Below are 25896 nucleotides of genomic sequence, written 5' to 3'. Positions count from 1 at the left end.
AAAAGCCCACGGTTGGGAGGCATCGGCATGAGGAGTTCGCTGTTCGCTCGCTGACGCTCGCTCATGCCCCGACCTCGAGACTGCCCTGTGCAGCCGCCTTGAGCCGCTCGATCACGGCCTCGCGTACGTCCGGAGGTGACACGACGACGACGTCGGGGCCGTACGACGCCACTTCGGAGGCCAGCTCCCAGCGCGAGGAGTATCGGATCTCCACCTCGTCGAGCTCATCGCTCAACGGCGTGACCTTCTCGGCGAGCCGGCGGAGCGACTGCCCGCGACCGGCGCGGATCTGCAGCACCGCGGCGATGTCGGACGCCGGCGGGAACAGCTCTCGGGCGATGTCCTTCATGTCGACGTCCTCGGGCACCTCGTAGGACCCGGGAGCCCCGATGGTCTCGACCTCGCCCACCACACGGGAAAGCCTGAAGATGCGGACCTGGTCGCGATCCAGGTCGAAGCCCCCGACATACCAGCGGTCGTGCCACGAGATGATGCCCCACGGCTGCAGGTGGCGTTCCATGGGCTCGCGGCCGGGTCGTGCGTAGACGAACGAGATCGGGATGCGTCGCGTGACGGCCTCCCACATGCTGTCGAACGACGGCTCGTCGGTCGACAGCTTGGGCTCGGCCATGCGCAACACGCTCGTGTCGACATCGACGCCGATGGCCTTGAGCTTGACCAGGGCCGTCGTCGACTCGCTCGCGAGACCCGCGTGCTCCCAGACCTGCGTCGCGAGCCCGATCACGGCGGCCTCCTCGCGCGTCAGCTCGAGGTCAGGCAGCTCCGCCTCGTCCCGGCGGATGCGATAGCCGGGCTCGTCGTTGAAGTACTTGTCGTTCTGGCCCATCTCGACGGTGATGCCGAGCTCGCGCAGCTCCTCCTTGTCGCGCTCGAACTTGCGGTCGAACGCCTGCGGCGTCGAGTCGCGGTAGTCGGCGATCGACTCGCGGATCTGGTCCTTCGTGAGGTACTGGCGACTGACCAGCAACGCGAAGATGAGGTTCATCAACCTCTCGGTCTTGCGTTCGGCCATGTCAGGAGGATGTCAGGAAGCGTCGAGCAAGTCGACCGCGAAGATCAGCGTGTCGCCCTTGCCGATCTTGCTGTTGGCCGGGGGCTTGTCGCCGTAGGCGGAGTCGGGCGGGCAGACGATGACGACGCGGCTGCCGACCTTCTGGCCGATCAGCGTCTGGTTCCAGCACTTGATGAGGCCCTCGCCACCGATCTGGAAGGACGCGGGCTGCTTGGACCACGACTCGTCGAAGACGGTTCCGGTCGGGTAGACCTGACCGACGTACTGCACCGTCAGGGTCTGGCCGGACTTGACCTCGGCGCCCTTGCCCTGAATCACGACATCGGCGCTGACCTTGGTCTGCTTCTTGTCCATCGTCTTGGTCTTGGTGAAGCCGGCCGGGTGCTTGTCGGCGTCGAGCTTGAGCTTGGGCAGGTCGGACGGCAGCTTCTTGCTCGTGCCGGTGACCTCGGTGGGGACCTTGGCGACGATGTCGAAGAGGAACACCATCGTGTCGCCCTTCTTGATGTTGTAGGACGGCTGACCTGCGTCGCCGAAGCCGTCCTTGGGCGGGATCGCCACGAGGATGCGGCTGCCGACCTTCTGGCCGACGAGTCCCTTGACGAAACCGGGCAGCACGCCGCCGTCGGAGACCGTGAACGTGACCGGCTTGCCGCTGGCGTAGGTGCTGTCGAACTGCTTGCCGGTCGTGCCGTTGACGCCCGCGAGGCTGATCTTCAGCGAATCGCCCGAGGCGACCTCGTCGCCGCCGCCCTTCTTGAGGACCTTGGTCGTCGTCTTCTTGACCTTGAAGCCCTTGGCAACAGTGACCTTGGGCGTTTTGGCCGAGCTGACCTTGACGTCGTCGAGACCTCCGCTGCCGGAGTCGCTGCTGCCGCCGCATCCAGCGAGAACGAGGCTGGAGGCAACAACAGCTGCCAGGAGAATTCGACGCACGGGAACGACCTTCGCGGTGGGAAAACAGATCGTCGGCCATCCTAACGACAGCGGGCAAGCCGTCCGTCGTCACATCCCGTCGATCAGCCGCTGCACCCTCTCGTCGTGCGACCTGAAGGGGTCCTTGCACAGCACGGTGCGTTGCGCCTGGTCGTTGAGCTTGAGATGGACCCAGTCGACCGTGAAGTCGCGACGGCGTTCCTGGGCTCGTTTGATGAAGTCGCCACGCAGGCGCGCCCGCGTGGTCTGCGGCGGAATGGACTTGGCGGCGAACACGTCGAGGTCGTTCGTCACGCGGGCGACGGCGCTCTTCTTCTCGAGCAGGTAGAAGATGCCGCGGTCACGCCGGATGTCGTGATAGGCGAGGTCGAGCTGCGCGATGCGTGGGTCGCCCCAGCTGAGCCCGTGCACGTTGCGGTAGCGGTCGAGCAGCTTGTACTTGATGACCCAGTCGATCTCACGCTCGACGAGCGACAGGTCCTCGGACTCGACGGCCTTGAGCGTACGTTCCCAGAGATCGAGGGCTCGGGTGATCGTCGGGGTGTGCAGCCCGTGCTTGTCGACGAACTCGGCCGCCTTGCCGAAGTACTCGGCCTGGATCTCCAGCGCCGACAGCTCGCGGCCGTTGGCCAGCTGCACCTTGCGCCTGCCGGTCATGTCGTGGGCGATCTCGCGGATGGCGCGGATCGGGTTGTCGAGAGTCATGTCGCGCATCGACACGCCGCCCTCGATCATGCGCAGCACCAGATCGGTCGTCGCGACCTTGAGCAGCGTCGTGGTCTCACTCATGTTGGAGTCGCCGACGATGACGTGCAGCCGGCGGAATCGTTCGGCGTCGGCATGCGGCTCGTCGCGGGTGTTGATGATGGGCCGCGACCGGGTCGTCGCGCTGGAGACGCCCTCCCAGATGTGCTCGGCCCGCTGGCTGACCGAGAAGATCGTGCCGCGCGGCGTCTGCTGGATCTTGCCCGCACCGCAGATGATCTGCCGCGAGACCAGGAATGGGATCAGCACGTCGGCGAGACGGCTGAACTCACCCTGTCGGCTGACGAGGTAGTTCTCGTGGCAGCCGTAGGAGTTGCCGGCCGAGTCGGTGTTGTTCTTGAACAGATAGATGTCGCCCTCGACGCCGTCGTCGGCGAGCCGCTTCTGGGCGTCGATCATGAGGCCCTCGAGGATGCGCTCCCCTGCCCTGTCGTGGGTCACCAGGTCGACGAGATCGTCGCACTCCGGGGTCGCGTACTCGGGGTGGCTGCCGACGTCGAGGTAGAGACGGGCGCCGTTGCGGAGGAACACGTTGCTGCTGCGGCCCCACGAGACGACGCGGCGGAACAGGTAGCGGGCCACCTCGTCGGGCGACAGCCGGCGCTGGCCCTTGAACGAGCACGTCACGCCGTACTCGTTCTCGATACCGAAGATCCGCCGGTCCATGACGCCAGCCTAGTCGCGCGCGCCAGCGGCTGCGGTGCGGCGCGCGAAGGTCATCGACTTGTAGCGCGACGCGTCAGCCGACGCAGGTCGGCTCGGGAACCCGGTCGCCCAGCGCCTCGAGGACACCTGGATCGGCGGGTACGGCCGGCCGGCGGCGCCTGCGCACGACCCTGACAGCAACCGCGAGGGCGACCACGGCGGCCACTGTGACGACGACGAGCGGGGTGTTGTTGAGCAGCCCGCTTGCGGCGAGGCCGGCGCCGGCGCCGACCCAGACGCTCGACCAGGCGACGGCTCCCAGCACTGATGCCAGGGCAAAACGCGGGTAGCGCAGGTGTGCGGCCCCTGCGACGGCAGGCATGACGGTGCGGACGAACGGCAGCAGGCGGCTCACCAGGATCGCCCAGAAGCCGTGGGCCTGCATGAGCTCCGATGCCCGGTCCCAGCGGTCGAGCCCGAGCCGGGCGATCAGCCGTGAGCTGCGCAAACGCGGCCCGCTCACCCGCCCGATCACGTAGCCCAGGTGGTCTCCTGCGCTGGCACCGAGCGCCACGGCGACACCGAGGAGCACCAGCGGCAGCACACCGTCGACGTTCGTCGCCAGGCTCGAGATGGCCACCTCACCGGGCAGGACCGCGCCGAGGCCGAGGCCCGACTCCGCGAGTGCGAAGACGAATCCCAGCAGCGACGTCACCATGACGGCGTCGGCTCAGCAGGCTCAGGTGAGGTGACGGGCGACCGCCTGGTCGCGACGAAGATCCCGATCCCGACCACGGCGGCGCCGGCCACCGCGTCGAGCAGCCAGTGGTTGCCGGTGGCGATGACCACCAGCGTCGTGCCCGCGACGTAGAGCAGGGACACGATGTGACCGGTGCGCTTGACGTAGCGCCACATGGCCCAGGCCACCCAGACGGTCCACCCGACGTGCAGCGAGGGCATCGCGGCAAGCTCGTTGGTGAGCCCACCGAGCCCCGCCGGTGCCGAGGCGTGCCCGGACCACCAGCCATATGCGGCGGACTGTGCGAGCGTGTCGACGTAGCCGCCCATCAGGCGCGGCGGCGCGGTGGGGATCAGCACGTACGCCGCCAGGCCGATCGCCGAGCCGATCACGAGTCCGTTGCGCGCGCGGCGGTAGTCGCTGCGGTGCTTCCAGAAGATGAAGGCCAGCACGGCCGGCGTCACGAGATAGTGCAGCGACGCGTACCAGAACGACATCGGCACCGCGATCGACGGCACAGCCGAGAGTGCCGAGTTGACCGACGACTCGACGTTGAGGTGCAGGAATCGCTCGACGTCGAGGATGTCGGCGGCCCGGCGACGGGCGACACCGAGGTCCTTGTCGGCCAGCATGCGGCTCGCGCTGTAGCCGAACCAGAGAGCCGCAAGGAGGACGACCTCGCGCACTCCGGGATGGATGCGCAGCCTCTGTCGTACCGCAGGACTTCGCTCCGCCACACCACTGTGTCGAGTGGGGTTCGGGGTCGTGAAGGGCGAGTGCCAGGCGGTGATGGACATCGTCAGGCCTCAGTCGGCTTCGAGCATCGTCGAGGCGGTCATGGAGGACTCCAGGGTTATGCGGATAGTGTCTCCACTTATCCAATCACAACCGGAGTGCTGTTTCCACTTCGACACAGGTGAGGTGGATCACCTCGGCCGGAGCCGCTGCTCGTGGCGCGATGCGCCGGTCGATCAGCTCTCGAGGGCTGCCACGACGTCGGCGTCCCTCAGCCGGCGGAACTTGCGCGGCTGGGTGCGAGAACGCGTCAGGACGGCGATCTCGAGCGCCGAGGCCTCCACGCTGCGCGGGGGTGTCGTGTCCTGCCCGAGCGCTGTGACGGCCACGCGGATCGCCTCGGGAAGCGTCATCCCGGCCCGGTAGTGCTCACCGAGGTAGGTCTCGACGAGCTCGCTCTGGCCACCCATCACGCCGAAGCCCTGGATGTCGGCAACCGACCCGTCGTACATCAGGCGGTAGATCTGGTCCTGCGCCGGCTCGTCGCCGAGCTCGCCGACGAAGATCTCGACCTCGTAGGGCTTCTCGCCGCCGGAGGAGAAGATCGTGCCGAGTGTCTGTGCGTATGCGTTGGCGAGGCCGCGCGCCGTGACGTCCCGACGGTCGTAGGAGTAGCCGCGCAGGTCGGCGAGGCGTACGCCGGCGATGCGCAGGTTCTCGAACTCGTTGTAGCGGCCCACCGCGGCGAAGCCGATGCGGTCGTAGATCTCGCTGATCTTGTGCAGCGCCTGAGACGGGTTCTCCGCGACGAACAGGATGCCGTCGTCATAGAGGACCACGGCCACGCTGCGGCCCCGGGAGATGCCCTTGCGGGCAAAGTCCGCCCGGTCCTTCATCAGCTGCTCGGGCGAGACGTAGAACGGTTGCGTCATCGGGTCGGTCCTCTCACGTCAGGGGGGCCGAGGGGCCGTCGGGCCGACCCATGCGGGCGGCGATGACCTGGTCGGCGATCGCAGCCGTCTCGTCTTCGGAATAGGCGCGGTAGCCGTTGGCGGTGATCGCACCGACCATCGGGAAGATGCGGCGGGCCAGGTCGGGGCCGCCGGTGGCAGTGTCGTCGTCGGCCGCGTCGTAGAGCGCCTGGATCGCAGCGGTCACGGCGTCGGTCTCGCTCATGCCCTCGCGGTAGAGCTTCTTGAGCGAGCCGCGCGCGAACGTGGAGCCGGACCCGACGGAGTGGAACGCTCGCTCCTCGTTGCGGTTGCCGGTGACGTCGAAGGCGAAGATGCGTCCGACGCCGGCGTCGAGGTCGTAGGCGGCGAACAGCGGCACGACGGCGAGGCCCTGCATGGCCATGCCGAGGTTGTTGCGGATCAGCGCGGCGAGGCGGTTGGCCTTGCCGTCGGTCGACAGCACCGTGCCCTCGATCTTCTCGTAGTGCTCGAGCTCGACCTGGAACAGCCGGGTCATCTCGACGGCCAGCCCCGCCGTGCCGGCGATGCCGACGCAGGAGTACTCATCGGTCGGGAAGACCTTCTGGATGTCGCGCTGTGCGATGACGTTGCCCATCGTGGCGCGGCGATCGCCGGCCATCACGACTCCCCCGTCGAACGTCGCGGCGACGATCGTGGTGCCGTGGGTGACGCCGGCGAGGCTGCCGGCATCGGTCACGCGGGCAGAGGGCAGCAGGTCGGGAGCTCTGACGGAGAGGTAGTCGGCGAAGGACGAGGTTTCGGACAGTCGAGTGCCATCAGGCAGCATCACTGTCCGCCCTTCTGCACGAAGCTGCGGACGAACTCCTCGGCGTTCTCCTCGAGCACGTCGTCGATCTCGTCGAGAATCGAGTCGACGTCGTCGTCGAGCTTCTCCTTGCGCTCGGCGTCGACCTCGGTGGTGTCGGCCTGCGCCTCGGGCTCGCTCGCCTTGCGGGTGCTCTTGTGCTGCTGTTCGGACATGCCCCAACCCTATCCCGGCCGGGCCAGACGCGGCGTGACCTCGACGATTCGATTGAGGCACGGTTGGGCGCAGCGCCGTCGGGTACGGGGCGACAGGACGTCTGGTTGAGCACACAGCCACGACGTCAGCGGGCGGGGACCGAGCACCATTCCAGGAGAGGGTCCCCGTCCGCCTCCAACCTCAGCGCTTGACGTACGAGTTGGCGCGCGCCACGACGTTGCGCACGTAGTCCTCGGAGTGGTTGTAGGAGAAGATCGCCTGCGTCCAGCCCTGTCCCGTACGCATGTCGCGGCCCGAGGCGCACAGGTAGCGGCCGGCGGCGTATGCCGCGTCGATGATGTTGTTGGGGTCGGCGGTGCCGTCGTCGTTGCCGTCCGAGCCCCATGTGCGCCAGGTCGACGGGATGAACTGCATCGGTCCGACGGCGTGGTCCCAGCCGGTGTCACCGTGCCAGCGTTCCGACTCCTCGTCGGACGGGATGCGCGCTGTGCCGGCCGAACCGTCGAGTGCCGGCCCGATGATGGGGCGGGTGGTCGTGCCGTCCGCACGAACCCGGCTGCCGCCGTTGGTGCCGTGCCCGGACTCGATGGCGCCGATGCCGGCCAGCGTCGTCCAGCCGATGTGACACCTCGGCCGCTCGCGCTCCAGGCGCACCGACGCCAGCGCGTACGCCTCGAGTGCCACCGTCCCGATACCGGTCTGCCGTGAGGTGGTCGTCAGCCACGACGTCGCGATGTGCTCGCCCGAAGGTACCGGAGAAGGTGCGACGGGCTCGGACACGGGCTTGACCGGCGCCATCGTCGTCGTGGGTGTCGGCTGGGCGCGCGGGGCGCTTGGCGGCGATTTCGCGAGCAGGGCTGCAGAGATGACGAGCCCGGCCACCCCACACACGGCGACGAGCGCGATCAACGCCGAGATGCGTCGCTCCCTGCGAGCTGTCTGGTCCGACACGGCGTCATCGACCCGTGATGGCGGCGAACAGCTCGCTGGCGGTGTTGCTGGTCTCGAAGAGGCGGCCGACGTGCTCGGCGGTGCCACGCAGTGGCTCCATGGTCGGGATGCGCTGCAGGGAGTCCTGCCCGGGCAGGTCGAAGATGACCGAGTCCCACGACGCGGCGGCGATGTCCTTGGAGAACTTAGCCAGGCACATGCCGCGGAAGTACGCCCTGGTGTCGCGCGGCGGGTCGGTGACGGCGGCGGCGATCTGCTCCTCGGTCAGCAGCCGGTCCATGCGGTCGGTGCGGATGAGCTGGTGGTAGAGGCCCTTGTGCAGCCGGATGTCGTGGTACTGGACGTCGACGAGGTGCAGCTTGGCGTGGTCCCAGTCGAGACCGTCGCGCTCGCGATAGCGCTCCAGCAGCGCGAGCTTGGCGACCCAGTCGAGCTCGCGGACGCATTCCATCGGGTCGCGGGCAAGGCGGTCGAGCACGCTCTCCCATCGGCGCAGGACGTCGTCGGTCTGCTCGTCGGATCCTTCGCGGGCCACGAACTCCTTGGCGAGACGGAGGTACTCGCCCTGCAGCTCGAGGGCTGTCACGGTGCGGCCGTCCTCGAGCTCGACCTTCTGCGTCAGCGTGGGGTCGTACGAGATGTCGTGCAACGCGGTGACCGGCGCCGACAGGGCGAGACTGCGGGTCAGGAAGCCCGCCTCGATCATCGCCAGGACGATCGACGTCGTGCCGTGCTTGAGGTAGATCGCGGTCTCGGAGCAGTTGGCGTCGCCGATGATGACGTGCAGGCGGCGATACTTCTTGGGGTCGGCGTGGGGCTCGTCGCGGGTATTGATGATGGGCCGCTTGAGCGTCGTCTCGAGCCCGACGCCGACCTCGAAGTAGTCGGCTCGCTGGCTGATCTGGAACGCGTGGACGCTGCCGTCCTGCTTCTGCCCGACCCGGCCGGCGCCCGTGAACACCTGGCGGGAGACGAAGAACGGGGTGAGGTGCTCGACGATCTGGTCGAACGGCACGTCCCGGCGCATCAGGTAGTTCTCGTGTGCGCCGTAGGACGCGCCCTTGTTGTCGACGTTGTTCTTGTAGAGCACGATCGGGGCGGTGCCGGGGATCTTGGCGGCGAGCTCGGCACCGAGGCGCATGACGTTCTCGCCGGCCTTCTCCCACAGCACGACGTCGAGCGGGTTCGTGACCTCGGGGCTGGAGTACTCCGGGTGCGCGTGGTCGACGTAGAGCCGGGCGCCGTTGGTCAGGATGATGTTGGCCAGGCCCATGTCCTCGTCGGTGAGCTGCGACGGGTCCGCGACCTCGCGGCTCAGGTCGAACCCTCGCGCGTCGCGCAATGGGTTCTCCTCCTCGAAGTCCCAGCGGGCCCTGCGGGTCAGCCCATGCGCAGCGGCGTACGAGTTGACGACGTGCGTCGACGCGACCATGGGGTTGGCGTGCGGCTGGCCCTGCACCGCGATGCCGTACTCGACCTCACTCCCCTGCACGCGCCTCACTGTCATGCGCTCAGCCTACGGTCCCCGCGGTGGCGTCACGCGCGGCGACTCCGTCGGCGACGAGCCGGCCGACCAAGGCGCGGGCATCGGCCATCGCTTCAGGCTGTGCCCCGGCTGTCAGCTGCACGATGGCTCCCTCGTGCACCAGCGCCACCTCACGGCCACGGCGTGCAGCGTCCGGGATGTCCATCTCGGAGAGCAGCGCGACGTAGTGGTCACGGGTCCAGATCTTCTCCTCGGCGATGATCGGCAGGCCTTCGTGCCCCGTGCCGGCCAGCTCGGCGTACGCGTTGACGAACCCGCACCCGCGGGAGTTGACCGCCATCCAGCTGTCCAGGGCGTCGAGCACCGCCAGCACCCGGTCCGGTCCCGGCTCGGGCTGGTGCTCCTTGACGTACGCCGTCGCGTAGTCGTGCCACCGGTCGCACCGCTGACGCAAGTAGGCGGTGATGAGTCCGTCCTTGGACCCGAACCGGTCGTAGATCGTCTTCTTGGTCGTCTCGGCCTCGTCGGCGATGCGCTCGACCCCCACAGCTCGCAGGCCGTGCTCGTAGAACAGGCCGGCCGCAGTGTCGAGGATGCGGTGCGCAGTCGGGGTCATGGTCGGCTGGGTGACGGTCGTCATGGAAACTCCTTCGCGATCTACACTGCGAGTATACCGACCGGTATGTTTATCTGGCGGCATGCTGACTGATCGCCGCTCACGGGTTCTGCCGTCCATCGCCCTCGTCGTCCTGTGGAGCTCCGGCTTCATCGGCGCCGAGCTCGGCACTCGACAGGCGCCTGCCTCGGCCCTGCTCGCATGGCGCTACCTCGTGGCAGGCGGCATTCTCGTCGCGTTGTGCGCGTGGCGGTGCGAGCGCATCGACCGGTCCGGCCTCCGTCGTCAGGTCGTGCTGGGACTGCTGTGCCAAGCGGTCTACCTGGGCATGACCGTGAGTGGCGTCGGCCTCGGCGTGCCGTCCGGCACGACCGCCCTGGTCGCCTCGATGCAGCCGTTGGTGGTCATCGCGTTGGCGGCGCTCGTCCTGGCCGAGCGCGCTCGCGTCGCGCAGCTCCTGGGACTCGTGCTGGGCCTCACGGGCGTGCTCCTGGTGGTCGGCGGCGACCTCGAGGCAGGCGACGCGCCGTGGTGGGCGTACGTCCTCCCGTTCGTCGGGATGCTCTCGCTCTCGCTGGGCACGGTCCTGCAGCAGCGGTGGCGGCCCAGGGAGTCGGTGCTGGCCTCGATCACGGTCCAGACCGTCACCGCGGCAGGGGCGTTCTGGTTGCTGGCGCTCTTCGAGGGGACTGCAGGCTCGGCGACTCCCCCGGCGTTCTGGGCCGCCATCGCCTGGGTCGTCCTGCTCTCGAGCTTCGGCGGCTATGGAACGTATCTGTTCGTCAGTCGTACGCAAGGGGCGACCTACGCCAGCACGCTGCTCTACCTGACCCCGCCGACCACGATGGTCTGGGCGGCATTGATGTTCGGCGACCAGCTCTCGCGAGCGGGACTGGCCGGCATGCTGGTCTCGGCGGTGGGAGTCATCGTTGCGCTGACGTCGGCGGGCCGGTCCCGGCGGGCCGTCACCGAGGAATCACCTGTGAACGCGGGTTCAGGAAGGTGAACTGAGGATCTTGCCGAGGTGCACGCTGAGCTCGGCCTCGGCGTAGTAGCCGAACGGCGGGATGTCGTCGTAGCCGGCCGAGCGATACATGGCGATCGCCTCAGGCTGCTCCAGCCCGGTCTCGAGGATCAGCCGGGTGACGCCGGCGTCGGCCGCAGTGCGCTCGAGCTCGGCGAGGATCAGTCGGGCCAGCCCCCGACGCTGGAACGCCGGGCGTACGTACATGCGCTTGATCTCGGCGTCGTCCCACTCGGCGAGCGGCTCGTGGCGGCGCCAGCCGCCCATGGCCGCAGGCACGTCGTCGACGTAGACCATGAAGAACCGGCCGCCGTCACCGTCGAACTCCGACGTGTCGACCGGCGCGGTGTCGCCCTCGCCGCCGTAGCGCCGTACGTACTCCTGCTGCACCTCGGCCGTGAGGAGCTGCGCGTCCGCGCTGTCGTAGGACGCGGCGCGCAGCTCCAGGCTCGCGGCAGGTGGTTCGACGGACAACGGCGTCAGAGGTACTGACCGGTGTTGGCCACGGTGTCGATCGACCGACCCGGCTCGTTGCCGCTCTTGCCGGAGATGAGGGTGCGGATGAACACGATGCGCTCACCCTTCTTGCCCGAGATCCGCGCCCAGTCGTCGGGGTTGGTCGTGTTGGGCAGGTCCTCGTTCTCCTTGAACTCGTCGAGGCAGGCCTGGAGCAGGTGCTGCACCCGCAGGCCGCGGTGACCGTGCTCGAGCAGGTCCTTGATCGCCATCTTCTTGGCTCGGTCGACGATGTTCTGGATCATCGCTCCGGAGTTGAAGTCCTTGAAGTAGAGGACTTCCTTGTCGCCGTTGGCGTAGGTGACCTCGAGGAACTGGTTGTCCTCGGACTCGGTGTACATGCGCTCGACCGTGCGCTGGATCATGCCGGTCACGCAGGCCTGACGGTCACCGCCCCACTCCGCGAGGTCGTCCGCGTGCAGTGGCAGGCCGGCGGTGAGGTACTTGCTGAAGATGTCGGTCGCCGACTCCGCGTCGGGGCGCTCGATCTTGATCTTGACGTCGAGGCGGCCGGGTCGCAGGATCGCCGGGTCGATCATGTCCTCGCGGTTGGAGGCGCCGATGACCAGGACGTTCTCCAGGCCCTCGACTCCGTCGATCTCGCTGAGGAGCTGCGGCACGATGGTGTTCTCGACGTCCGAGGAGACGCCTGAGCCACGGGTGCGGAACAGCGAGTCCATCTCGTCGAAGAACACGATGACGGGGGTGCCTTCGCTCGCCTTCTCACGGGCGCGCTGGAACACCAGGCGGATGTGCCGCTCGGTCTCGCCGACGTACTTGTTGAGCAGCTCGGGGCCCTTGATGTTGAGGAAGTAGGAACGGCCTTCCTCACCGGTGCGCTCGGAGACCTTCTTGGCCAGTGACGCCGCGACCGCCTTGGCGATCATGGTCTTGCCGCAGCCTGGAGGGCCGTAGAGCAGCACGCCCTTGGGCGGCTTGAGCTCGTGCTCGATGAAGATCTCGGGGTGCAGGTAGGGCAGCTCGACGGCGTCGCGGATCGACTCGATCTGCTGGCGCAGGCCACCGATCGACTCGTAGTCGATGTCCGGCACCTCTTCGAGCACGAGGTCCTCGACCTCGCTCTTGGGGATGCGCTCGTAGACGTAGCCCGACCGGGAGTCGAGCAGCAGCGAGTCGCCGGGGCGCAGCTTGATGCCCTCGAGCGACTCGGCGAGCCGCACGATGCGCTCCTCGTCGGCGTTGCCCATGACCAGGGCGCGCTCGTTGTCGGCCAGGATCTCCTTGAGCGAGACGACCTCGCCGACGAGCTCGAAGTCGAGTGCCATCACGACGTTCATGGCCTCGTTGAGGATGACTTCCTGGCCCTTCTGCAGGGCTTCCTTGTCGACCGAGGGGCTGACATTGACCCGCAGCTTGCGGCCGCCGGTGAACACGTCGACCGACTCGTCGTCGTTGCGCTGCAGGAACGTGCCGAAGCCGGTCGGCGGCTGGGCCAGCCGGTCGACCTCTTCCTTGAGCGTCACGATCTGGTCGCGCGCCTCGCGCAACGTCGACGTCAGGCGCTCGTTCTGCGAGCTGGTCGCCGCCAGCTTGGCCTCGAGCTCGGAGAGCCGCGAGTCGGTGGATCCTTCGGAACCGAGCCGGCGCCTGAGGTGCTCGACCTCCGCGCGCAAGTAGGCGAGCTCCTGCTGGGATTCGCTCGACTGGATGGACTCGTTGTCGGTCATGGCCACCTCCTGCTCGTACACCTGACCCTACCCGTCAACGCCACGGATGCGGTTGTCATCTCAGACACAGCGAAAGTGTCTTTTGGATGACTTTGCGACCGAGGCGCTATTCGGCGACGAAGCCGGCCGGCCGCGGACCGTGGTAGTCCGGGCCATATGCGCCGGGTGCCGGCCGTCGGGACTTCTCCAGCGATGTCTGCCCGGGTGCCATCCTGCGAGCCGTCACGAGGAACGCGGTGTGGCCGTTCATCTTGTGGTCGGGGCGGACCGCGAGGCCTTCGAGGTGCCAGTCGCGCTCCAGCGTCTCCCAGGCGCGCGGCTCGGTGAACCCGCCCTGTTCGCGTACGGTCTCGACGAACCGCGAGAGCTGGGTCGTGGTCGCGACATAGGCGCACAGGATGCCTCCGGGCACGAGCCGTTCGGCGGCGAGCGGGATGCAGGTCCATGGGTCGACCATGTCGAGGATCAGGCGGTCGATCTCGGTCTCGGTGATGACCTCGCGCACGTCGCCGACGGTCAGCGTCCAGCCGGGCGGGTTGGGGCCCGCGACCTGGTGCACGTTGCGCACCACGTTCTCGGCGAAGTCCTCTCGGATCTCGTAGGAGCCGAGCGTCCCCTCGGGCCCGATCGCGCGCAAGAGGTAGGACGTGAGGCTGCCGGACCCGGCACCGGCCTCGACGACCCGGGCACCGGGATAGATGTCGGCCTGGGCGACGATCTGTGCGGCGTCCTTGGGATAGATGATCGCGGCGCCGCGCGGCATCGAGACGACGTACTCGAACAGCAGGGGGCGGAACACCTGGTAGGGCGCGCCCATCGACGACTCGATGACGATGCCCTCGGGATGGCCGATCATCGCGTCGTGGCTGAGCTGGCCCTTCTTGGTCGAGTACTCCGCACCGGCGACGAGCTGGACGTTGTGCTTGCGGCCCTTGGGATCGGTCAGGCGTACCCACTCGCCCGGCTCGAGCGGTCCGCTGCGCATGAAGGAGGTCATCGTCGTCCTGCTCTGTAGGCCTCGTCGACGGCTCGGGCAGTGAGCACGCCGTAGATCGTTCCGTCGGCCTCGACCAGCGCGTACGCCTCGGCGGGCCGCGCGGCCATGGCTTTAAGCAGCTCGGCGCCGTGGAGGTCGGCCGAGAGCTGTGCGGCGTTGGGCGGAGGGGTGGCGCCGGGGAACCCGATCCTCCGGGCGTCGAGGGCGTTGATCCGCGCGGAGCGGCCGGCGTGGCTGAGGGCATCGCCAGCTCCCTGCCACAGGAACCACCCGATCAGCACGGCGATCACGACATCGATCTCGAAGCTGGGCTCGTCGCTGCGCGTGAGCGCGTACGCGACGACGGCGACTGCGGTGAGGCGACCGAGCCACGCGGCGACGCGGATGCCGGCCTCCTCGCGACCCGTGAGCTGCCAGATCATCGCCCGGAACACCCGGCCGCCGTCCAGCGGCAGCCCAGGAAGCATGTTGAAGATCGCCACGAGGATGTTGACCTGGGCGACGGCACTGACGACGTCGGCCGAGGTGCCGTCGAGAGTGGGTTCGAGCGCGAAGCAGGCGAGGCCGATCGCCAATGACGCCAGCGGACCGGCGATCGAGACCGACAGCTCCTGCCACGGCGTGCGGCTCTCACCCTCGATCAGGGTCTCGCCGCCCAGCAGGTGCAGCGTGACGGAGTGGACGCGCATGCGGAACCCGCGAGCCACCGCGACGTGCGCCAGCTCGTGGATCAGCACCGACACGTAGAGCGCCAGCACGAATGCGGTGGCCAGGACGTACGGATTGGAATCGGTGCGATCCTCGAACCGCGAGGCGAACAGCACCACCAGCGCGACGCCCATGACCAGCAGCGACGGCCGGATCAGCAGGTCGACGCCGGCAAGGCGACCGAGACGCCACGTGCCGGGCTGCGGGGGTGAGCTCACCGAGACAACCTATCGGGTTGCGTGGCGTGATTCGATTCGTCGGTGGGCCGAACTACTGTGCTGGCATGGACGACTCCGACACCCCGCTGACCGTGCGCCGGTCGCTGTCACCGAGCCGTGCCGGCGACTTCCAGAACTGCCCCTTGCTCTACCGGTTCCGCACGATCGACCGGCTGCCCGAACCGGCCGACCCGGTCATGGTGCGAGGCACCCTGGTGCACGCCGTGCTCGAGGACCTGTTCGGCGAGCCGGCTCCCGGTCGTACGCTCGACCGCGCCGTCGAGCTGTTGCCCGGTGAGTGGGACAAGCTGCGCGCCGAGGAGCCCAGACTGGCGGAGCTGTTCACCGCCGACCAAGCGGCCGACGAGACGGCGTGGCTGGCCTCGGCCGTCGACCTCCTGCGCACGTACTTCGACATGGAGGATCCGCGGTGGCTCGAGCCCGCGTCCCGTGAGGAGCGGGTCGGCTACGAGCTCGAGTCGGGCGTCACGTTCGCGGGCATCGTCGACCGCATCGACATCGCGCCCGACGGTCGCATCAGAGTGGTCGACTACAAGACGGGCCGAGGCCCCAATCCGCGGTTCGAGGACAAGGCGATGTTCCAGATGCGCTTCTACGCCTTGGTCATCTGGCGCACCAGAGGAGTCATCCCGACACTGCTGCAGCTCATGTACTTCGGCGACGGGACGCTGCTGACCTACGAGCCCGAGGAGCAGGAGCTGCTGGCGACCGAGCGCAAGCTCGTGGCCCTGTGGTCCGCGATCGAGCGAGCCATCGAGCTGCGCGACTTCCCGCCACGCAAGAGCGGGCTCTGCGGCTGGTGCGCCCACCAGGCGCTGTGTCCCGAGTTCGGCGGCACTCCCCCGGAGATGCCGCTGTTCGAGATCGTGAACGTGCCACAGGCGTCCTGAGATCCCACTACCGTTCTGGCCATGACCACACCTCTGGCCGAAGTCCTCGCCGCTGTCCCGACCCTCAACGACCCGGGCGAACCGTTCTCGTACGCCGTCGAGGGCGACACGATCGTCGGCACGTGGGACATCGTCAAGGCGACCTCGCTCTATCCCACCGAGATCACCTCGATCGACAAGGACTTCCGCATCACCGTGACGTTCGACGTCGACAAGGGCACGTTCGACTTCAACGAGCTCCACACCGAGACTGCCGCATCGGCCGATGCCGAGGGAGCGGGCTTCGAGAAGAGCTTCTTCTCCGGCAAGAGCACCCGCAAGGAGTTCAGCTTCGAGCTCGGCGGCGTCAACAAGACCGACGACGGCGTCTCGATGGCACCGGTGACCTACTCGTTCTCGACCAAGCGCATCAAGGAGCCGCTGTTCACGTTCCTCGAGCAGCACGGGTGGCACCGCAAGAAGGGCTTCCTCAGCGGGCTGTTCAACCGCTAGACGAACAACGGGTCGAGGTCCTCGGGCCTGACGCCCTCGAGCGTCGGGATCTGGACCCTGCGCTCCGCCTCGTCGACGTTGACGAAGTGCGGCACCACGAGCACGTCGCAGCCGGCCGCGTTGGCTGACGCTGCGCCGGTGCCGGAGTCCTCGATCGCGAGGCAGTCCTGGGCATCGACGCCAAGGAGCTCTGCCGCCAGGAGGTAGGGATCGGCGTACGGCTTGGGCCGCGAGACGATGTCGCCGGTGACGACGGCCTTGAACGGCAAGGAGGCGGCGACAGGGTCGGCGATCAGGGCGTACGACATCGTGACGAGCGCCTGCGGCACCCCGGCCGAGTCGAGTGCCTCGATGAGCTCGCGAGCGCCGGGTCGCCACTCGATGTGGTCCGACAGGGCCGAGGCGAGCTGCTGCACGAGGTAGTCGACGACGTCCTCGGCCGACATGTCGATCTCGAGCTTCTCGCGGATGTAGTGGCCCGACTTGATCAGCGAGTTGCCGACGAGCGCGAGGCCGTCCTCCTCGGTCCAGATCTTCCCGTGCTCCGCCGCCAGGGCGTGCTCGGCAGCCATCCAGAGCGGCTCGGTGTCGACGATGGTGCCGTCGAGATCCCACAGGACGGCGGCGTATTGAGTCACGTATCCACCGTAGAACAGGGCGACCAACCGGCAGCGTCCGCGTCCAGTGGCTGGCGCGGGGACGCCGTCCGGTCGACAGCATGTCCACGCCGGGCGAAGGTCCGGGCGCGACGTTGCCCGTCGTGAGATACTGGTGGGACTAAGTTCGGGAGCTCCCGAGGCCCAGGCGAGCCCGCCGCCGGCTGGAGCTTCCCAGCATTCCTACCGATCAACTCCTCGAGGATTGCTTGTGTCTCACACCCCCAACCTTCGTCCTGACGCCACGTCTGCCCTGACCGAGCTGCTGCAGAGCCGGATCATGGTGCTGGACGGCGCGATGGGTACGGCGATCCAGCGTGACCGCCCCGACGAGGCTGGCTATCGCGGCGAGCGGTTCGCCGACTGGCCGTCCGACGTCCAGGGCAACAACGACCTCCTGACGCTGACCCAGCCCGACATCATCGCCGGCATCCACCGCGAGTACCTCGAGTCCGGCGCGGACATGATCGAGACCAACACGTTCAACGCGCAGGAGATCTCGCTCGGCGACTACGGCATGGAGGAGCTCTCCTACGAGCTCAACTACGAGTCGGCGCGGCTGGCAAGGCGCGAGTGCGACGCGATGACCGAGCGCACGCCTGACAAGCCGCGCTACGTCGCCGGAGCGCTCGGACCCACGACGCGTACGGCGTCGATCTCGCCCGACGTCAACGACCCCGGCGCCCGCAACGTGACCTACGACCAGCTCGTCGAGGCCTACAAGACCGCAGCCAAGGGCCTCGTCGACGGCGGCTCCGACGTCATCTTCATCGAGACGATCTTCGACACGCTCAACGCCAAGGCGGCGATCTTCGCGGTCGAGACGATCTTCGAGGAGTACGACCGGCGCTGGCCCGTCATCATCTCCGGCACGATCACGGACGCCTCCGGGCGTACGTTGTCGGGCCAGGTGACCGAGGCGTTCTGGCACTCCGTCCGGCACGTCAACCCGCTCCTGGTCGGCCTCAACTGCGCGCTCGGCGCCAAGGAGATGAGACCGTACATCGCCGAGATGGCCCGCATCGCTGATACGTACGTCAGCTGCTACCCGAATGCTGGTCTTCCGAATGCGTTCGGTGAGTACGACGAGGAGCCGGACCAGACCGCCGCGATCATCGAGGAGTTCGCCGACAGCGGCTTCGTCAACCTCGTCGGCGGCTGCTGCGGCACGACGCCGGCACACATCGCCGCGATCGCGCAGGCGGTCGAGGGCAAGGCTCCGCGCACCCCCGTCGAGGCGAGCCCGGCACTTCGGCTGTCCGGCCTCGAGCCGGTGACCGTCGTCGAGGACACGCTCTTCGTCAACGTGGGTGAGCGCACCAACATCACCGGCTCCGCCAGGTTCCGCAACCTGATCAAGGCTGGCGACTACACCGCGGCGCTCGCGGTCGCCCGCCAGCAGGTCGAGGCCGGCGCGCAGGTCATCGACATCAACATGGACGAGGGCATGATCGACGGCGTCGCGGCGATGGACCGCTTCACCAAGCTCGTGGCGACCGAGCCCGACATCTGCCGCGTGCCGACGATGATCGACTCCTCCAAGTGGGATGTCATCGAAGCAGGTCTCAAGTGCGTCCAGGGCAAGTCGATCGTCAACTCGATCTCGATGAAGGAGGGCGAGGAGAAGTTCATCCGTGAGGCGAGGCTGTGCCGCAAGTACGGCGCCGCAGTCGTCGTCATGGCCTTCGACGAGGAGGGCCAGGCAGACAACCTCGAACGCCGCAAGCAGATCTGCCAGCGGGCGTACGACATCCTGGTCAACGAGGTCGGCTTCCCGCCCGAGGACATCATCTTCGACCCCAACGTGTTCGCGGTCGCGACGGGCATCGAGGAGCACGCCAACTACGGCGTCGACTTCATCGAGGCGACGCGCTGGATCAAGCAGAACCTGCCCGGCGCGCTGGTCTCGGGTGGCGTCTCCAACGTGTCGTTCTCGTTCCGGGGCAACAATCCCGTACGCGAGGCGATCCACGCGGTGTTCCTCTATCACGCGATCAACGCGGGCATGGACATGGGAATCGTCAACGCCGGTGCCCTCGAGGTCTACGACGAGGTGCCCGAGCTGCTGCGCGACCGCATCGAGGACGTCATCCTCAACCGGCGCCCCGACTCGACCGAGCGCCTGCTCGAGATCGCCGCGGACTTCGCCGGCGACGGGTCGGTCAAGGAGGTTGCCTCCGAGGAGTGGCGTTCGCTGCCGGTCGGCGAGCGGATCACCCACGCCCTGGTCAAGGGCATCGACGAGTTCGCCGAGTCCGACACCGAGGAGCTCCGCACGCTGATCTCCGAGCGTGGCGGCCGGCCGATCGAGGTCATCGAGGGCCCACTGATGGACGGCATGAACGTCGTCGGCGACCTGTTCGGCGAGGGCAAGATGTTCCTCCCCCAGGTCGTGAAGTCGGCACGCGTCATGAAGAAGGCCGTCGCCTACCTCATCCCATTCATCGAGGCCGAGAAGCAGCCCGGCGACGTCGAGCGCAGCAACGGCAAGGTCGTCATGGCCACGGTCAAGGGCGACGTCCACGACATCGGCAAGAACATCGTCGGGGTCGTGCTCCAGTGCAACAACTACGACGTCGTCGACCTCGGCGTCATGGTGCCCGCGCAGAAGATCCTCGACGCCGCCAAGGAGGAGGGCGCTGACGTCATCGGGCTGTCCGGGCTCATCACGCCGTCGCTCGACGAGATGGTCAACTTCGCAGCCGAGATGGAGCGCCAGGGCTTCGACATCCCGCTGATGATCGGCGGCGCCACGACGTCGCGCGCGCACACGGCGGTCAAGGTCTCCCAGAAGTATCACGGGCCGGTCATCTGGGTGAAGGACGCCTCGCGTTCGGTGCCCGTGGTCGCGGCCCTGCTGTCGGACGAGCAGCGGCCCAAGCTGCTGGCGGAGACCGAGGCCGACTACGCGGAGCTGCGCGAGCGCCACGCCGCCCGCCAGGACACTCGCAAGCTGCTGCCGATCGCCTCGGCACGCGCCAAGGCGACGCCGATCGACTGGAGCGGCTACACCCCGCCGCGGCCGCGCATGCTGACGCAGCAGGTGCGCGACGCGCACACCGACGACTATCACGCGTCCGGTGGCCCGACGCAGTTCGTCAAGACGCTCACGGACTACTCGCTCGAGGAGCTGCGCCCCTACATCGACTGGCAGCCGTTCTTCAACGCGTGGGAGATGAAGGGCCGCTTCCCCGACATCCTCAACAACCCGACGAGCGGCGAGGCCGCACGCAAGCTCTACGACGACGCGCAGGCCATGCTCGACCGCATCATCGAGGAGAAGTGGATCCGCGCCAACGGCGTGTTCGGGCTGTTCCCGGCCAACCAGGTCGCCGGCGACGACACCGAGATCTACACCGACGAGTCGCGCACCGAGGTCAAGGCCGTGCTGCACCACCTCCGCCAGCAGACCGAAGGACGCGAAGGGTCGGCGCGCAAGTCGCTCGCCGACTTCGTGGCGCCCAAGGACTCGGGCCTGCGCGACTACGTCGGAGCGTTCGCGGTCACTGCGGGCATCGGCATCACCGATCGGATCATGGCGTTCAAGAAGGAGCTCGACGACTACAGCGCGATCCTGCTGGAGTCGCTGGCGGATCGTCTCGCCGAGGCGTTCGCCGAGCGCCTCCACGAGCGCGTACGCAAGGAGTTCTGGGCCCACGCTCCGCACGAGGCCCTCAGCAACGAGGAGCTCATCAAGGAGTCCTACGCCGGCATCCGCCCGGCGCCGGGCTACCCCGCGTGCCCGGAACACACCGAGAAGCAGACGATCTGGGAGCTGCTCGACGTCGAGGCCAACACCGGCATCGAGCTCACCGAGAGCATGGCGATGTGGCCGGGTGCTGCCGTCAGCGGTCTCTACTTCTCGCACCCGGAGTCGCAGTACTTCGTGCTCGGACGCATCGGCCGCGACCAGGTCGAGGACTACGCCGAGCGCAAGGGCTGGAGCGTCGACGAGGCCGAGAAGTGGCTGTCGCCCAACCTCGGCTACCGCACCGAGAACGAATGACCTTCGTCCTCCTTCGGCCTGTCCCCTCGGCGTACGCGCTGCGGGGCTAGGCTGAAGGAGTGACCGCAGAACCCAGCATCCCGCAGCTCCGAGACCCATGGATGGTGGCTGCCTTCGAGGGCTGGAACGACGCCGCGGATGCCGCCTCGGGCACGGTCGACCACCTCATCGAGGAGTGGGATGCCGAGCTGCTGATCGAGCTGGACCCTGAGGACTACTACGACTTCCAGGTGCACCGGCCGCAGGTGCACAACGGCGACGACGGCGATCGGCTGATCACCTGGCCGGCTCCGATGATCTACCACGCGCGGCCCAAACGCGGAGAGCGCGACGTGCTGCTGCTCCGCGCGCCTGAGCCCAACTTCCGCTGGAAGGCGTTCTGCTCCACGGTGCTCGGCGTGGCCAAGCTGGCCGGCGTCACCGAGCTGATCACGCTGGGTGCGCTGCTCGCGGACTCGCCACACACGCGCCCGGTCCCGGTCAGCGGCTCGACGACCGACCCGGTGCTGATGGAGCGCATGTCGCTGCTGCCCTCGACGTACTCGGGGCCCGTCGGCATCACCTCGGTCCTCAACGAGATGGCGTCGCAGGAGGGCATCGCCTCCGCCTCGCTGTGGGCAGCGGTCCCGCACTACCTCGCCGAGCCGCCGTGCCCCAAGGCCACGTTGGCGCTGCTCGGGGCGATCGAGGACGCGATGGGCCTGCCGCTCCCCCAGGGCGTGCTCGTCGAGATGACCGATGCCTGGCAGCGTGGCGCTGAGGACCTCACGTCCCGCGACGAGGAGATCGCCGAGTACGTCGAGGCGCTCGAGAACGAGCGCGACACGAGCGATCTGCCAGAGGCGTCCGGCGACGCGATCGCCCGCGAGTTCGAGCGTTATCTGCGCCGTCGCAGCGACGACCCGGAGTAGAACGCGCTGGCAGTGACGGTTTGGCGGCGACACGCGGTCGTCCGCCTCCAAAGTGTCACGCTCAGCGCGGGGTCGGCGCGTGCAAAACTGGCGACATGAGCCACAACGCGATCAGGCCCAAGCTGGTGGTGTCGGACGCCGCCGCTGCGATCGACTTCTACCGGGACGTCCTGGGTGCGGAGCTGATCAGCAGCTATCCGGTCGGAGATCGCATCGTGTTCGCCGAGTTGGAGGTCTTCGGCTGCAGCGTCACGCTCAAGGACGCCGACGACACCGACCCGGCAGCGACCGCGCAGACGCCGGGCTCGATCCTTGACGTCGTCTCACCGGACCCGGATGCCGTTGCGGCCGCGATGGCCGACGCAGGCGCCGAGATCATCTTCCCGATCGCGGACCAGCCGTACGGGGCACGCGGCGGGCGCGTGCGGGATCCGTTCGGGGTGCAGTGGCTCCTGCAGACGCCGGTCACCGTCTCCCCCGAGGAATGGCCGGAGGTCCTCGAACGGATGCAGGCAGAAGGCTAGGCGCTCAGCGGGGTCCGCGTGATCCTTGGCGGAAGGACGACCGGAGCTTGGCGATCCACGGAAGTGAGAACACGACGACCCCGACCACGAGGGCCGGCTCGAAGCCGGTGAACACGTAGACGATCGCCAGGGCGGCCGTCACGACCCAGCGCAGGATGTTGAGCTGCTCCTCCGACGGTCGCTGGATCACAACGCGACGCCGAGCAGGGCGTCGACGGCAGTGCGTACGGTGCGGCCGGCCTGCGGGTCAGCGGCGGAGTCGTCCGCTGCCCACGCATCGATCGCGGCGAGCGCTGCCGGCGCGTCGAGGTCGTCAGCCAGTGCGGAGCGTACGGCCTGCAGCACCGCGGTGCCTGAGGGCGCGAGCGTGCGGCTCACCGCGTCACGCCAGGTTGCGAGCCGCGCCTCCGCCTTGGTGATCTCGTCGTCGAACCACTCCCAGTCGCTGCGGTAGTGGTGCGCGAGCAGCGCCAGACGGATCGCCATGGGGTCGCGACCTTCGGCGCGAAGCTGCGAGACCAGCACGAGGTTGCCCTTGGACTTGGACATCTTCTCGCCCTCGAAGCCGACCATGCCGGCGTGGACGTACGCGTCGGCGAACGGTTCGTGCGTCACGACGGTGGCCTCCGACGCCGACATCTCGTGGTGCGGGAAGACCAGGTCGGATCCGCCGCCCTGGACGTCGAACCTGACGCCGAGGTGCTCCAACGCGATCGCGGCACACTCGACGTGCCAGCCGGGCCGACCCGTGCCGAGGCGCGTCTCCCACGACGGCTCGCCGGGCCGCTCCGCCTGCCACAGGAGACAGTCCAGCGGATGCTTCTTGCCGGGGCGGTCGGGGTCTCCCCCGCGCTCGGGGAAGATCCGCAGCATCTCGGCCTCGTCGAGCCCGGACACGCTGCCGAAGCCCGCGTCGGCGTGCACGTCGAAGTAGAGATCGTCGTCGACCTGATAGACCGATCCGGCCTGGTCCAGCTTGTCGATGAGGTCGACGACGAGGTCGATCGTCTCGACGGCTCCGACGTAGTTGGCCGGCGGGATGATCCGCAGCGCCGTCATGTCCTGGCGGAACAGCTCGATCTCCTGGGCCGCGAGATCGGACCACTCGACGCCGGTCGCCTGCGCCCGCTCGATCAGCGGGTCGTCGACGTCGGTCACGTTCTGCGTGTAGTCGACGTCGAGCCCGCGGTCGAGCCACGCGCGCTGGAGCAGGTCGAACGTGAGGTAGGTCGAGGCGTGGCCCATGTGGGTCGCGTCGTACGGCGTGATGCCACAGACGTACATCCGCGCCGAGCCGCTCGGGTCACTCGGGCGTACCTCACCTGAGGCGGTGTCGTGGACGCGTACGACTGGTCCTTCACCGAGTCCGAGATCGCCCAGGGACGGGACATCGGGACGTGACCAGCTGCGCATGAGGCGAGCGTATCGGCTGACTGGCTGCGGCCTGTCGACGGCGTCGCCCGTTGAGACCGGGGGCAGAATGACGTCGTGATCATCGACTGCGCGGTCTATCGCGACGGAATTCGTGAATCGACCAAGGATGACAGGGACTCACTCGACGCCGCCTTGGCCGGCCTCGGCGAGGACGACTTCCTCTGGATCGGCATCGGCAACCCCACGACCGACGAGATGCATCGCGTCGCGGCGTCGCTCAAGCTGCATCCGCTCGCCGTCGAGGACGCGCTGGAGGCGCATCAACGACCCAAGGTGGAGCGCTACGAGGACCACCTGTTCATGTCGATCCGCACGGTGGCCTACAGCGACGACGACATCCGTACGCACGAGGTCAACATCTTCCTCGGCAGCAACTTCCTGCTGACGGTGCGCCACGGCGGCCCGACGCTCAAGGAGGCCCGCCGCGCTGCGGAGACGATGATCGAGCCGCTCTCGCACGGGCCGACCGCTGCGCTGTACGCCGTCGTCGACAACATCGTGGACCACTACGAAGCGGTCGCCCGAGAGCTCGAGATCGACGTCCAGGAGGTCGAGTCGTCCGTGTTCTCGGCGGAACGCTCCAACGACTCGACCCGCATCTACCGGCTCAAGCGCGAGACGCTGGAGTTCCGCCGCGCGGTGCTGCCGCTGAAGGAGCCGATCATGCGGTTCGCGCAGGGCTCGATGCCCGAGGACGCGCGACCGTACTTCCGCGACATCGGCGACCACCTCGCGCGGGCCGCAGAGGCGATCGACTCGATCGACCACCTGCTCGACAACGCGTTGCAGGCGCACCTGGCGCAGCTGAGCGTCCAGCAGAACGAGGACATGCGCAAACTCACCGCCGGCGCCACGATCTTCGCCGTGCCGACCGCGATCGCCGGCATCTACGGCATGAACTTCGAGCACATGCCCGAGCTCACCTGGACGTACGGCTATCCGATCTGCGTCGCGGTGATCGCCGGGCTGTGCCTCTACATCTACCGCCGCTTCAAGAAGTCCGGCTGGCTGTGAGCGTCCTTTCGACAGGCTCAAGGACCGGTCCTTGAGCCTGTCGAAAGGAATCAGCTGACCGTGACGGTCGAGGTCATGACGCCCGTCGCCACCAACACGAGCACCAGGACGCCGAGGGCGACGCGGTAGACCACGAACGGGGTGTACGACTTGCGGCTGACGTACTCCAGCAGCCAGTGGATCACGGCGAGGCCGACGAGGAACGACACGACGGTCGCGACGATCGTCGGACCCGGCCCGTAGGCATTGGCCTGGTCCGGGATGTCCTTGAGGTTGTAGATGCCGGCGCCGAGAACCGCCGGGATGGCCAGCAGGAACGCGTAGCGGGTGGCGGCGCGACGCTCGTAGCCGAGCAGGAGCCCCATGCTGATCGTGCCGCCGGAGCGCGAGACTCCCGGGAACAGCGCGCAGGCCTGGGCGAGGCCGAACAGGACCGCGTCGCGGGTCGTGAGCTTCTCGATCGGCCGGTTCTTGAGACCCCACCTCTCGGCGAAGCCCAGGATCAGGCCGAACACGATCAGCGCGACCGCGATCAGGGCGACGCGGCGGAACTCGTGCTTGATCGAGTCCTGGAACAGCAGGCCGAGGAACACGATCGGCACGGAGCCGATGATGACGAACCAACCCATGCGCCACTCGAGCGCCTCGCGGGCGCTGGCGCTGAACAGGCCACGGATCCATCCGGAGGCGATCGTCACGATGTCGCGCCAGAAGTAGATCACCACGGCGAGCTCGGTGCCGATCTGGATCACCGCCGTGAACGCCGCACCCGGGTCGTCCCACCCGAAGAACTTGGGGAAGATCGCGAGATGCGCGCTGCTGGAGATGGGCAGGAACTCGGTCAGGCCCTGAAGGAGACCCAGGACCACGGCACGAAGGAAATCCACTGTGCGAGCCTACCGGGCTGTCTTCACCCGCCCGACTAGCCTTGCGGC

At 67.9% G+C, this 25896-nt stretch carries 26 protein-coding genes; 7 read left to right on the top strand and 19 right to left on the bottom strand.

The genetic code is table 11. From position 1 onward, the window contains the following. Positions 1-61: 61 nt before the first annotated feature. The 11 genes from ASC61_RS16790 to ASC61_RS16740 all read right to left on the bottom strand — a co-directional run bounded on the left by ASC61_RS16790 (position 62) and on the right by ASC61_RS16740 (position 9886). Entirely contained in the window at positions 62-1033 is a 972-nt protein-coding gene (locus ASC61_RS16790) for a helix-turn-helix transcriptional regulator (RefSeq protein WP_056213819.1), read from the bottom strand. Positions 1034-1045: 12 nt separating this feature from the next. Next, the gene (locus ASC61_RS16785; protein ID WP_056213816.1) at positions 1046-1969 is read right to left on the bottom strand and encodes an FKBP-type peptidyl-prolyl cis-trans isomerase; all 924 of its coding nucleotides are present in this window, start codon (positions 1967-1969) and stop codon (positions 1046-1048) included. 69 nt (positions 1970-2038) lie between these two features. Then, positions 2039-3400, bottom strand: coding sequence for a Pup--protein ligase (pafA, locus tag ASC61_RS16780; RefSeq protein ID WP_056213813.1), 1362 nt, complete (start codon positions 3398-3400; stop codon positions 2039-2041). 73 nt (positions 3401-3473) lie between these two features. Then, a complete protein-coding gene (locus ASC61_RS16775; RefSeq protein ID WP_056213810.1) occupies positions 3474-4097 on the bottom strand; it encodes a DedA family protein in 624 nt (207 codons plus the stop codon). Continuing rightward, positions 4091-4804 (bottom strand): phosphatase PAP2 family protein, encoded by a 714-nt coding sequence (locus ASC61_RS16770; RefSeq protein WP_056213801.1) that lies wholly within the window; start codon positions 4802-4804, stop codon positions 4091-4093. The genes ASC61_RS16775 and ASC61_RS16770 overlap by 7 nt, the downstream gene beginning before the upstream one ends. Before the next feature lie 285 nt (positions 4805-5089). Beyond that, the gene (gene prcA / locus ASC61_RS16765) at positions 5090-5785 is read right to left on the bottom strand and encodes a proteasome subunit alpha (protein ID WP_056213798.1); all 696 of its coding nucleotides are present in this window, start codon (positions 5783-5785) and stop codon (positions 5090-5092) included. A gap of 13 nt (positions 5786-5798) precedes the next feature. After that, a complete protein-coding gene (prcB, locus tag ASC61_RS16760; RefSeq protein WP_056215852.1) occupies positions 5799-6614 on the bottom strand; it encodes a proteasome subunit beta in 816 nt (271 codons plus the stop codon). Then, on the bottom strand, positions 6614-6808 hold the full coding sequence (locus ASC61_RS16755) for a ubiquitin-like protein Pup (protein ID WP_056213795.1): 195 nt from the start codon (positions 6806-6808) through the stop codon (positions 6614-6616). The genes prcB and ASC61_RS16755 overlap by 1 nt, the downstream gene beginning before the upstream one ends. 181 nt (positions 6809-6989) lie before the next feature. Further along, positions 6990-7760 carry a lytic transglycosylase domain-containing protein gene (locus ASC61_RS20150; protein WP_056213793.1) on the bottom strand — a complete coding sequence of 257 codons (771 nt, stop codon included), beginning with the start codon at positions 7758-7760 and terminating at the stop codon, positions 6990-6992. A 4-nt stretch (positions 7761-7764) separates the two neighbouring features. Continuing rightward, complete coding sequence (dop, locus tag ASC61_RS16745; RefSeq protein ID WP_056213790.1) at positions 7765-9267, bottom strand: depupylase/deamidase Dop; 1503 nt, start codon at positions 9265-9267, stop codon at positions 7765-7767. 4 nt (positions 9268-9271) lie between these two features. Next, the gene (locus tag ASC61_RS16740; RefSeq protein ID WP_056213787.1) at positions 9272-9886 is read right to left on the bottom strand and encodes a TetR/AcrR family transcriptional regulator; all 615 of its coding nucleotides are present in this window, start codon (positions 9884-9886) and stop codon (positions 9272-9274) included. A gap of 58 nt (positions 9887-9944) precedes the next feature. Here ASC61_RS16740 and ASC61_RS16735 point away from each other — a divergent pair, with 58 nt between their 5' ends. Next, on the top strand, positions 9945-10868 hold the full coding sequence (locus ASC61_RS16735) for a DMT family transporter (protein WP_056213784.1): 924 nt from the start codon (positions 9945-9947) through the stop codon (positions 10866-10868). Here the strand turns inward: ASC61_RS16735 and ASC61_RS16730 are convergent. From ASC61_RS16730 to ASC61_RS16715, 4 genes are all read right to left on the bottom strand, one after another. Next, on the bottom strand, positions 10857-11360 hold the full coding sequence (locus tag ASC61_RS16730) for a GNAT family N-acetyltransferase (RefSeq protein WP_235503581.1): 504 nt from the start codon (positions 11358-11360) through the stop codon (positions 10857-10859). The genes ASC61_RS16735 and ASC61_RS16730 overlap by 12 nt on opposite strands. Positions 11361-11365: 5 nt before the next feature. Next, the gene (gene arc, locus ASC61_RS16725; protein WP_056215847.1) at positions 11366-13090 is read right to left on the bottom strand and encodes a proteasome ATPase; all 1725 of its coding nucleotides are present in this window, start codon (positions 13088-13090) and stop codon (positions 11366-11368) included. Between the two features lie 106 nt (positions 13091-13196). Continuing rightward, entirely contained in the window at positions 13197-14087 is an 891-nt protein-coding gene (locus ASC61_RS16720) for a tRNA (adenine-N1)-methyltransferase (protein ID WP_056213779.1), read from the bottom strand. Beyond that, the gene (locus tag ASC61_RS16715; RefSeq protein ID WP_056213776.1) at positions 14084-15013 is read right to left on the bottom strand and encodes a site-2 protease family protein; all 930 of its coding nucleotides are present in this window, start codon (positions 15011-15013) and stop codon (positions 14084-14086) included. The genes ASC61_RS16720 and ASC61_RS16715 overlap by 4 nt, the downstream gene beginning before the upstream one ends. 65 nt (positions 15014-15078) lie before the next feature. Between ASC61_RS16715 and ASC61_RS16710 the strand changes: the two genes are divergently transcribed. Further along, positions 15079-15924, top strand: a complete 846-nt coding sequence (locus tag ASC61_RS16710) for a RecB family exonuclease (RefSeq protein WP_056213772.1) — start codon at positions 15079-15081, stop codon at positions 15922-15924. Positions 15925-15945: 21 nt separating this feature from the next. Then, positions 15946-16416 (top strand): hypothetical protein, encoded by a 471-nt coding sequence (locus ASC61_RS16705; RefSeq protein WP_056213769.1) that lies wholly within the window; start codon positions 15946-15948, stop codon positions 16414-16416. Here the strand turns inward: ASC61_RS16705 and ASC61_RS16700 are convergent. Continuing rightward, positions 16413-17054, bottom strand: coding sequence for an HAD family hydrolase (locus ASC61_RS16700; RefSeq protein ID WP_056215845.1), 642 nt, complete (start codon positions 17052-17054; stop codon positions 16413-16415). The two genes, ASC61_RS16705 and ASC61_RS16700, sit on opposite strands and share 4 nt — an antisense overlap. A gap of 229 nt (positions 17055-17283) precedes the next feature. On the opposite strand from ASC61_RS16700, the gene metH reads away from it, so the two are divergent. From metH to ASC61_RS16685, 3 genes are all read left to right on the top strand, one after another. Then, the gene (metH, locus tag ASC61_RS16695) at positions 17284-21078 is read left to right on the top strand and encodes a methionine synthase (RefSeq protein WP_082530730.1); all 3795 of its coding nucleotides are present in this window, start codon (positions 17284-17286) and stop codon (positions 21076-21078) included. Positions 21079-21137: 59 nt separating this feature from the next. Next, positions 21138-21989, top strand: a complete 852-nt coding sequence (locus ASC61_RS16690) for a PAC2 family protein (RefSeq protein WP_235503580.1) — start codon at positions 21138-21140, stop codon at positions 21987-21989. Positions 21990-22084: 95 nt separating this feature from the next. Next, complete coding sequence (locus ASC61_RS16685) at positions 22085-22513, top strand: VOC family protein (protein ID WP_056213763.1); 429 nt, start codon at positions 22085-22087, stop codon at positions 22511-22513. A gap of 4 nt (positions 22514-22517) precedes the next feature. Here ASC61_RS16685 and ASC61_RS16680 read toward each other — a convergent pair whose 3' ends face one another. Together ASC61_RS16680 and mshC are read right to left on the bottom strand one after the other, a co-directional pair. Next, positions 22518-22703: a hypothetical protein gene (locus tag ASC61_RS16680; protein ID WP_056213761.1), complete on the bottom strand. Its 186-nt coding sequence runs from the start codon at positions 22701-22703 to the stop codon at positions 22518-22520. Beyond that, positions 22700-23926 carry a cysteine--1-D-myo-inosityl 2-amino-2-deoxy-alpha-D-glucopyranoside ligase gene (mshC, locus tag ASC61_RS16675; protein ID WP_056213759.1) on the bottom strand — a complete coding sequence of 409 codons (1227 nt, stop codon included), beginning with the start codon at positions 23924-23926 and terminating at the stop codon, positions 22700-22702. The genes ASC61_RS16680 and mshC overlap by 4 nt, the downstream gene beginning before the upstream one ends. Before the next feature lie 75 nt (positions 23927-24001). Here mshC and corA point away from each other — a divergent pair, with 75 nt between their 5' ends. Continuing rightward, positions 24002-24961, top strand: coding sequence for a magnesium/cobalt transporter CorA (gene corA, locus ASC61_RS16670; protein ID WP_056213757.1), 960 nt, complete (start codon positions 24002-24004; stop codon positions 24959-24961). Between the two features lie 50 nt (positions 24962-25011). On the opposite strand, the gene ASC61_RS16665 is transcribed toward corA, so the two are convergent. Beyond that, entirely contained in the window at positions 25012-25848 is an 837-nt protein-coding gene (locus ASC61_RS16665) for an undecaprenyl-diphosphate phosphatase (RefSeq protein ID WP_056213755.1), read from the bottom strand. Positions 25849-25896 lie beyond the last annotated feature (48 nt).

It is taken from the genome of Aeromicrobium sp. Root344 (genome assembly GCF_001425755.1).
In the GTDB taxonomy this organism is placed as follows: domain Bacteria; phylum Actinomycetota; class Actinomycetes; order Propionibacteriales; family Nocardioidaceae; genus Aeromicrobium.
The sequence above is the reverse complement of the archived record's forward strand: the minus strand, read 5'-3'. Positions and strand labels throughout refer to the sequence as shown.

Coding starts and splice junctions, on each gene's coding strand:
- mshC (WP_056213759.1), bottom strand. CDS start 23,926: ATGCGCAGCTGGTCACGTCCCGATGTCCCGTCCCTGGGCGATCTCGGA.
- prcB (WP_056215852.1), bottom strand. CDS start 6,614: ATGCTGCCTGATGGCACTCGACTGTCCGAAACCTCGTCCTTCGCCGAC.
- ASC61_RS16705 (WP_056213769.1), top strand. CDS start 15,946: ATGACCACACCTCTGGCCGAAGTCCTCGCCGCTGTCCCGACCCTCAAC.
- ASC61_RS16775 (WP_056213810.1), bottom strand. CDS start 4,097: ATGGTGACGTCGCTGCTGGGATTCGTCTTCGCACTCGCGGAGTCGGGC.
- ASC61_RS16740 (WP_056213787.1), bottom strand. CDS start 9,886: ATGACGACCGTCACCCAGCCGACCATGACCCCGACTGCGCACCGCATC.
- prcA (WP_056213798.1), bottom strand. CDS start 5,785: ATGACGCAACCGTTCTACGTCTCGCCCGAGCAGCTGATGAAGGACCGG.
- ASC61_RS16790 (WP_056213819.1), bottom strand. CDS start 1,033: ATGGCCGAACGCAAGACCGAGAGGTTGATGAACCTCATCTTCGCGTTG.
- ASC61_RS16735 (WP_056213784.1), top strand. CDS start 9,945: ATGCTGACTGATCGCCGCTCACGGGTTCTGCCGTCCATCGCCCTCGTC.
- ASC61_RS16755 (WP_056213795.1), bottom strand. CDS start 6,808: ATGTCCGAACAGCAGCACAAGAGCACCCGCAAGGCGAGCGAGCCCGAG.
- ASC61_RS16685 (WP_056213763.1), top strand. CDS start 22,085: ATGAGCCACAACGCGATCAGGCCCAAGCTGGTGGTGTCGGACGCCGCC.
- ASC61_RS16710 (WP_056213772.1), top strand. CDS start 15,079: ATGGACGACTCCGACACCCCGCTGACCGTGCGCCGGTCGCTGTCACCG.
- ASC61_RS16720 (WP_056213779.1), bottom strand. CDS start 14,087: ATGACCTCCTTCATGCGCAGCGGACCGCTCGAGCCGGGCGAGTGGGTA.
- arc (WP_056215847.1), bottom strand. CDS start 13,090: ATGACCGACAACGAGTCCATCCAGTCGAGCGAATCCCAGCAGGAGCTC.
- pafA (WP_056213813.1), bottom strand. CDS start 3,400: ATGGACCGGCGGATCTTCGGTATCGAGAACGAGTACGGCGTGACGTGC.
- dop (WP_056213790.1), bottom strand. CDS start 9,267: ATGACAGTGAGGCGCGTGCAGGGGAGTGAGGTCGAGTACGGCATCGCG.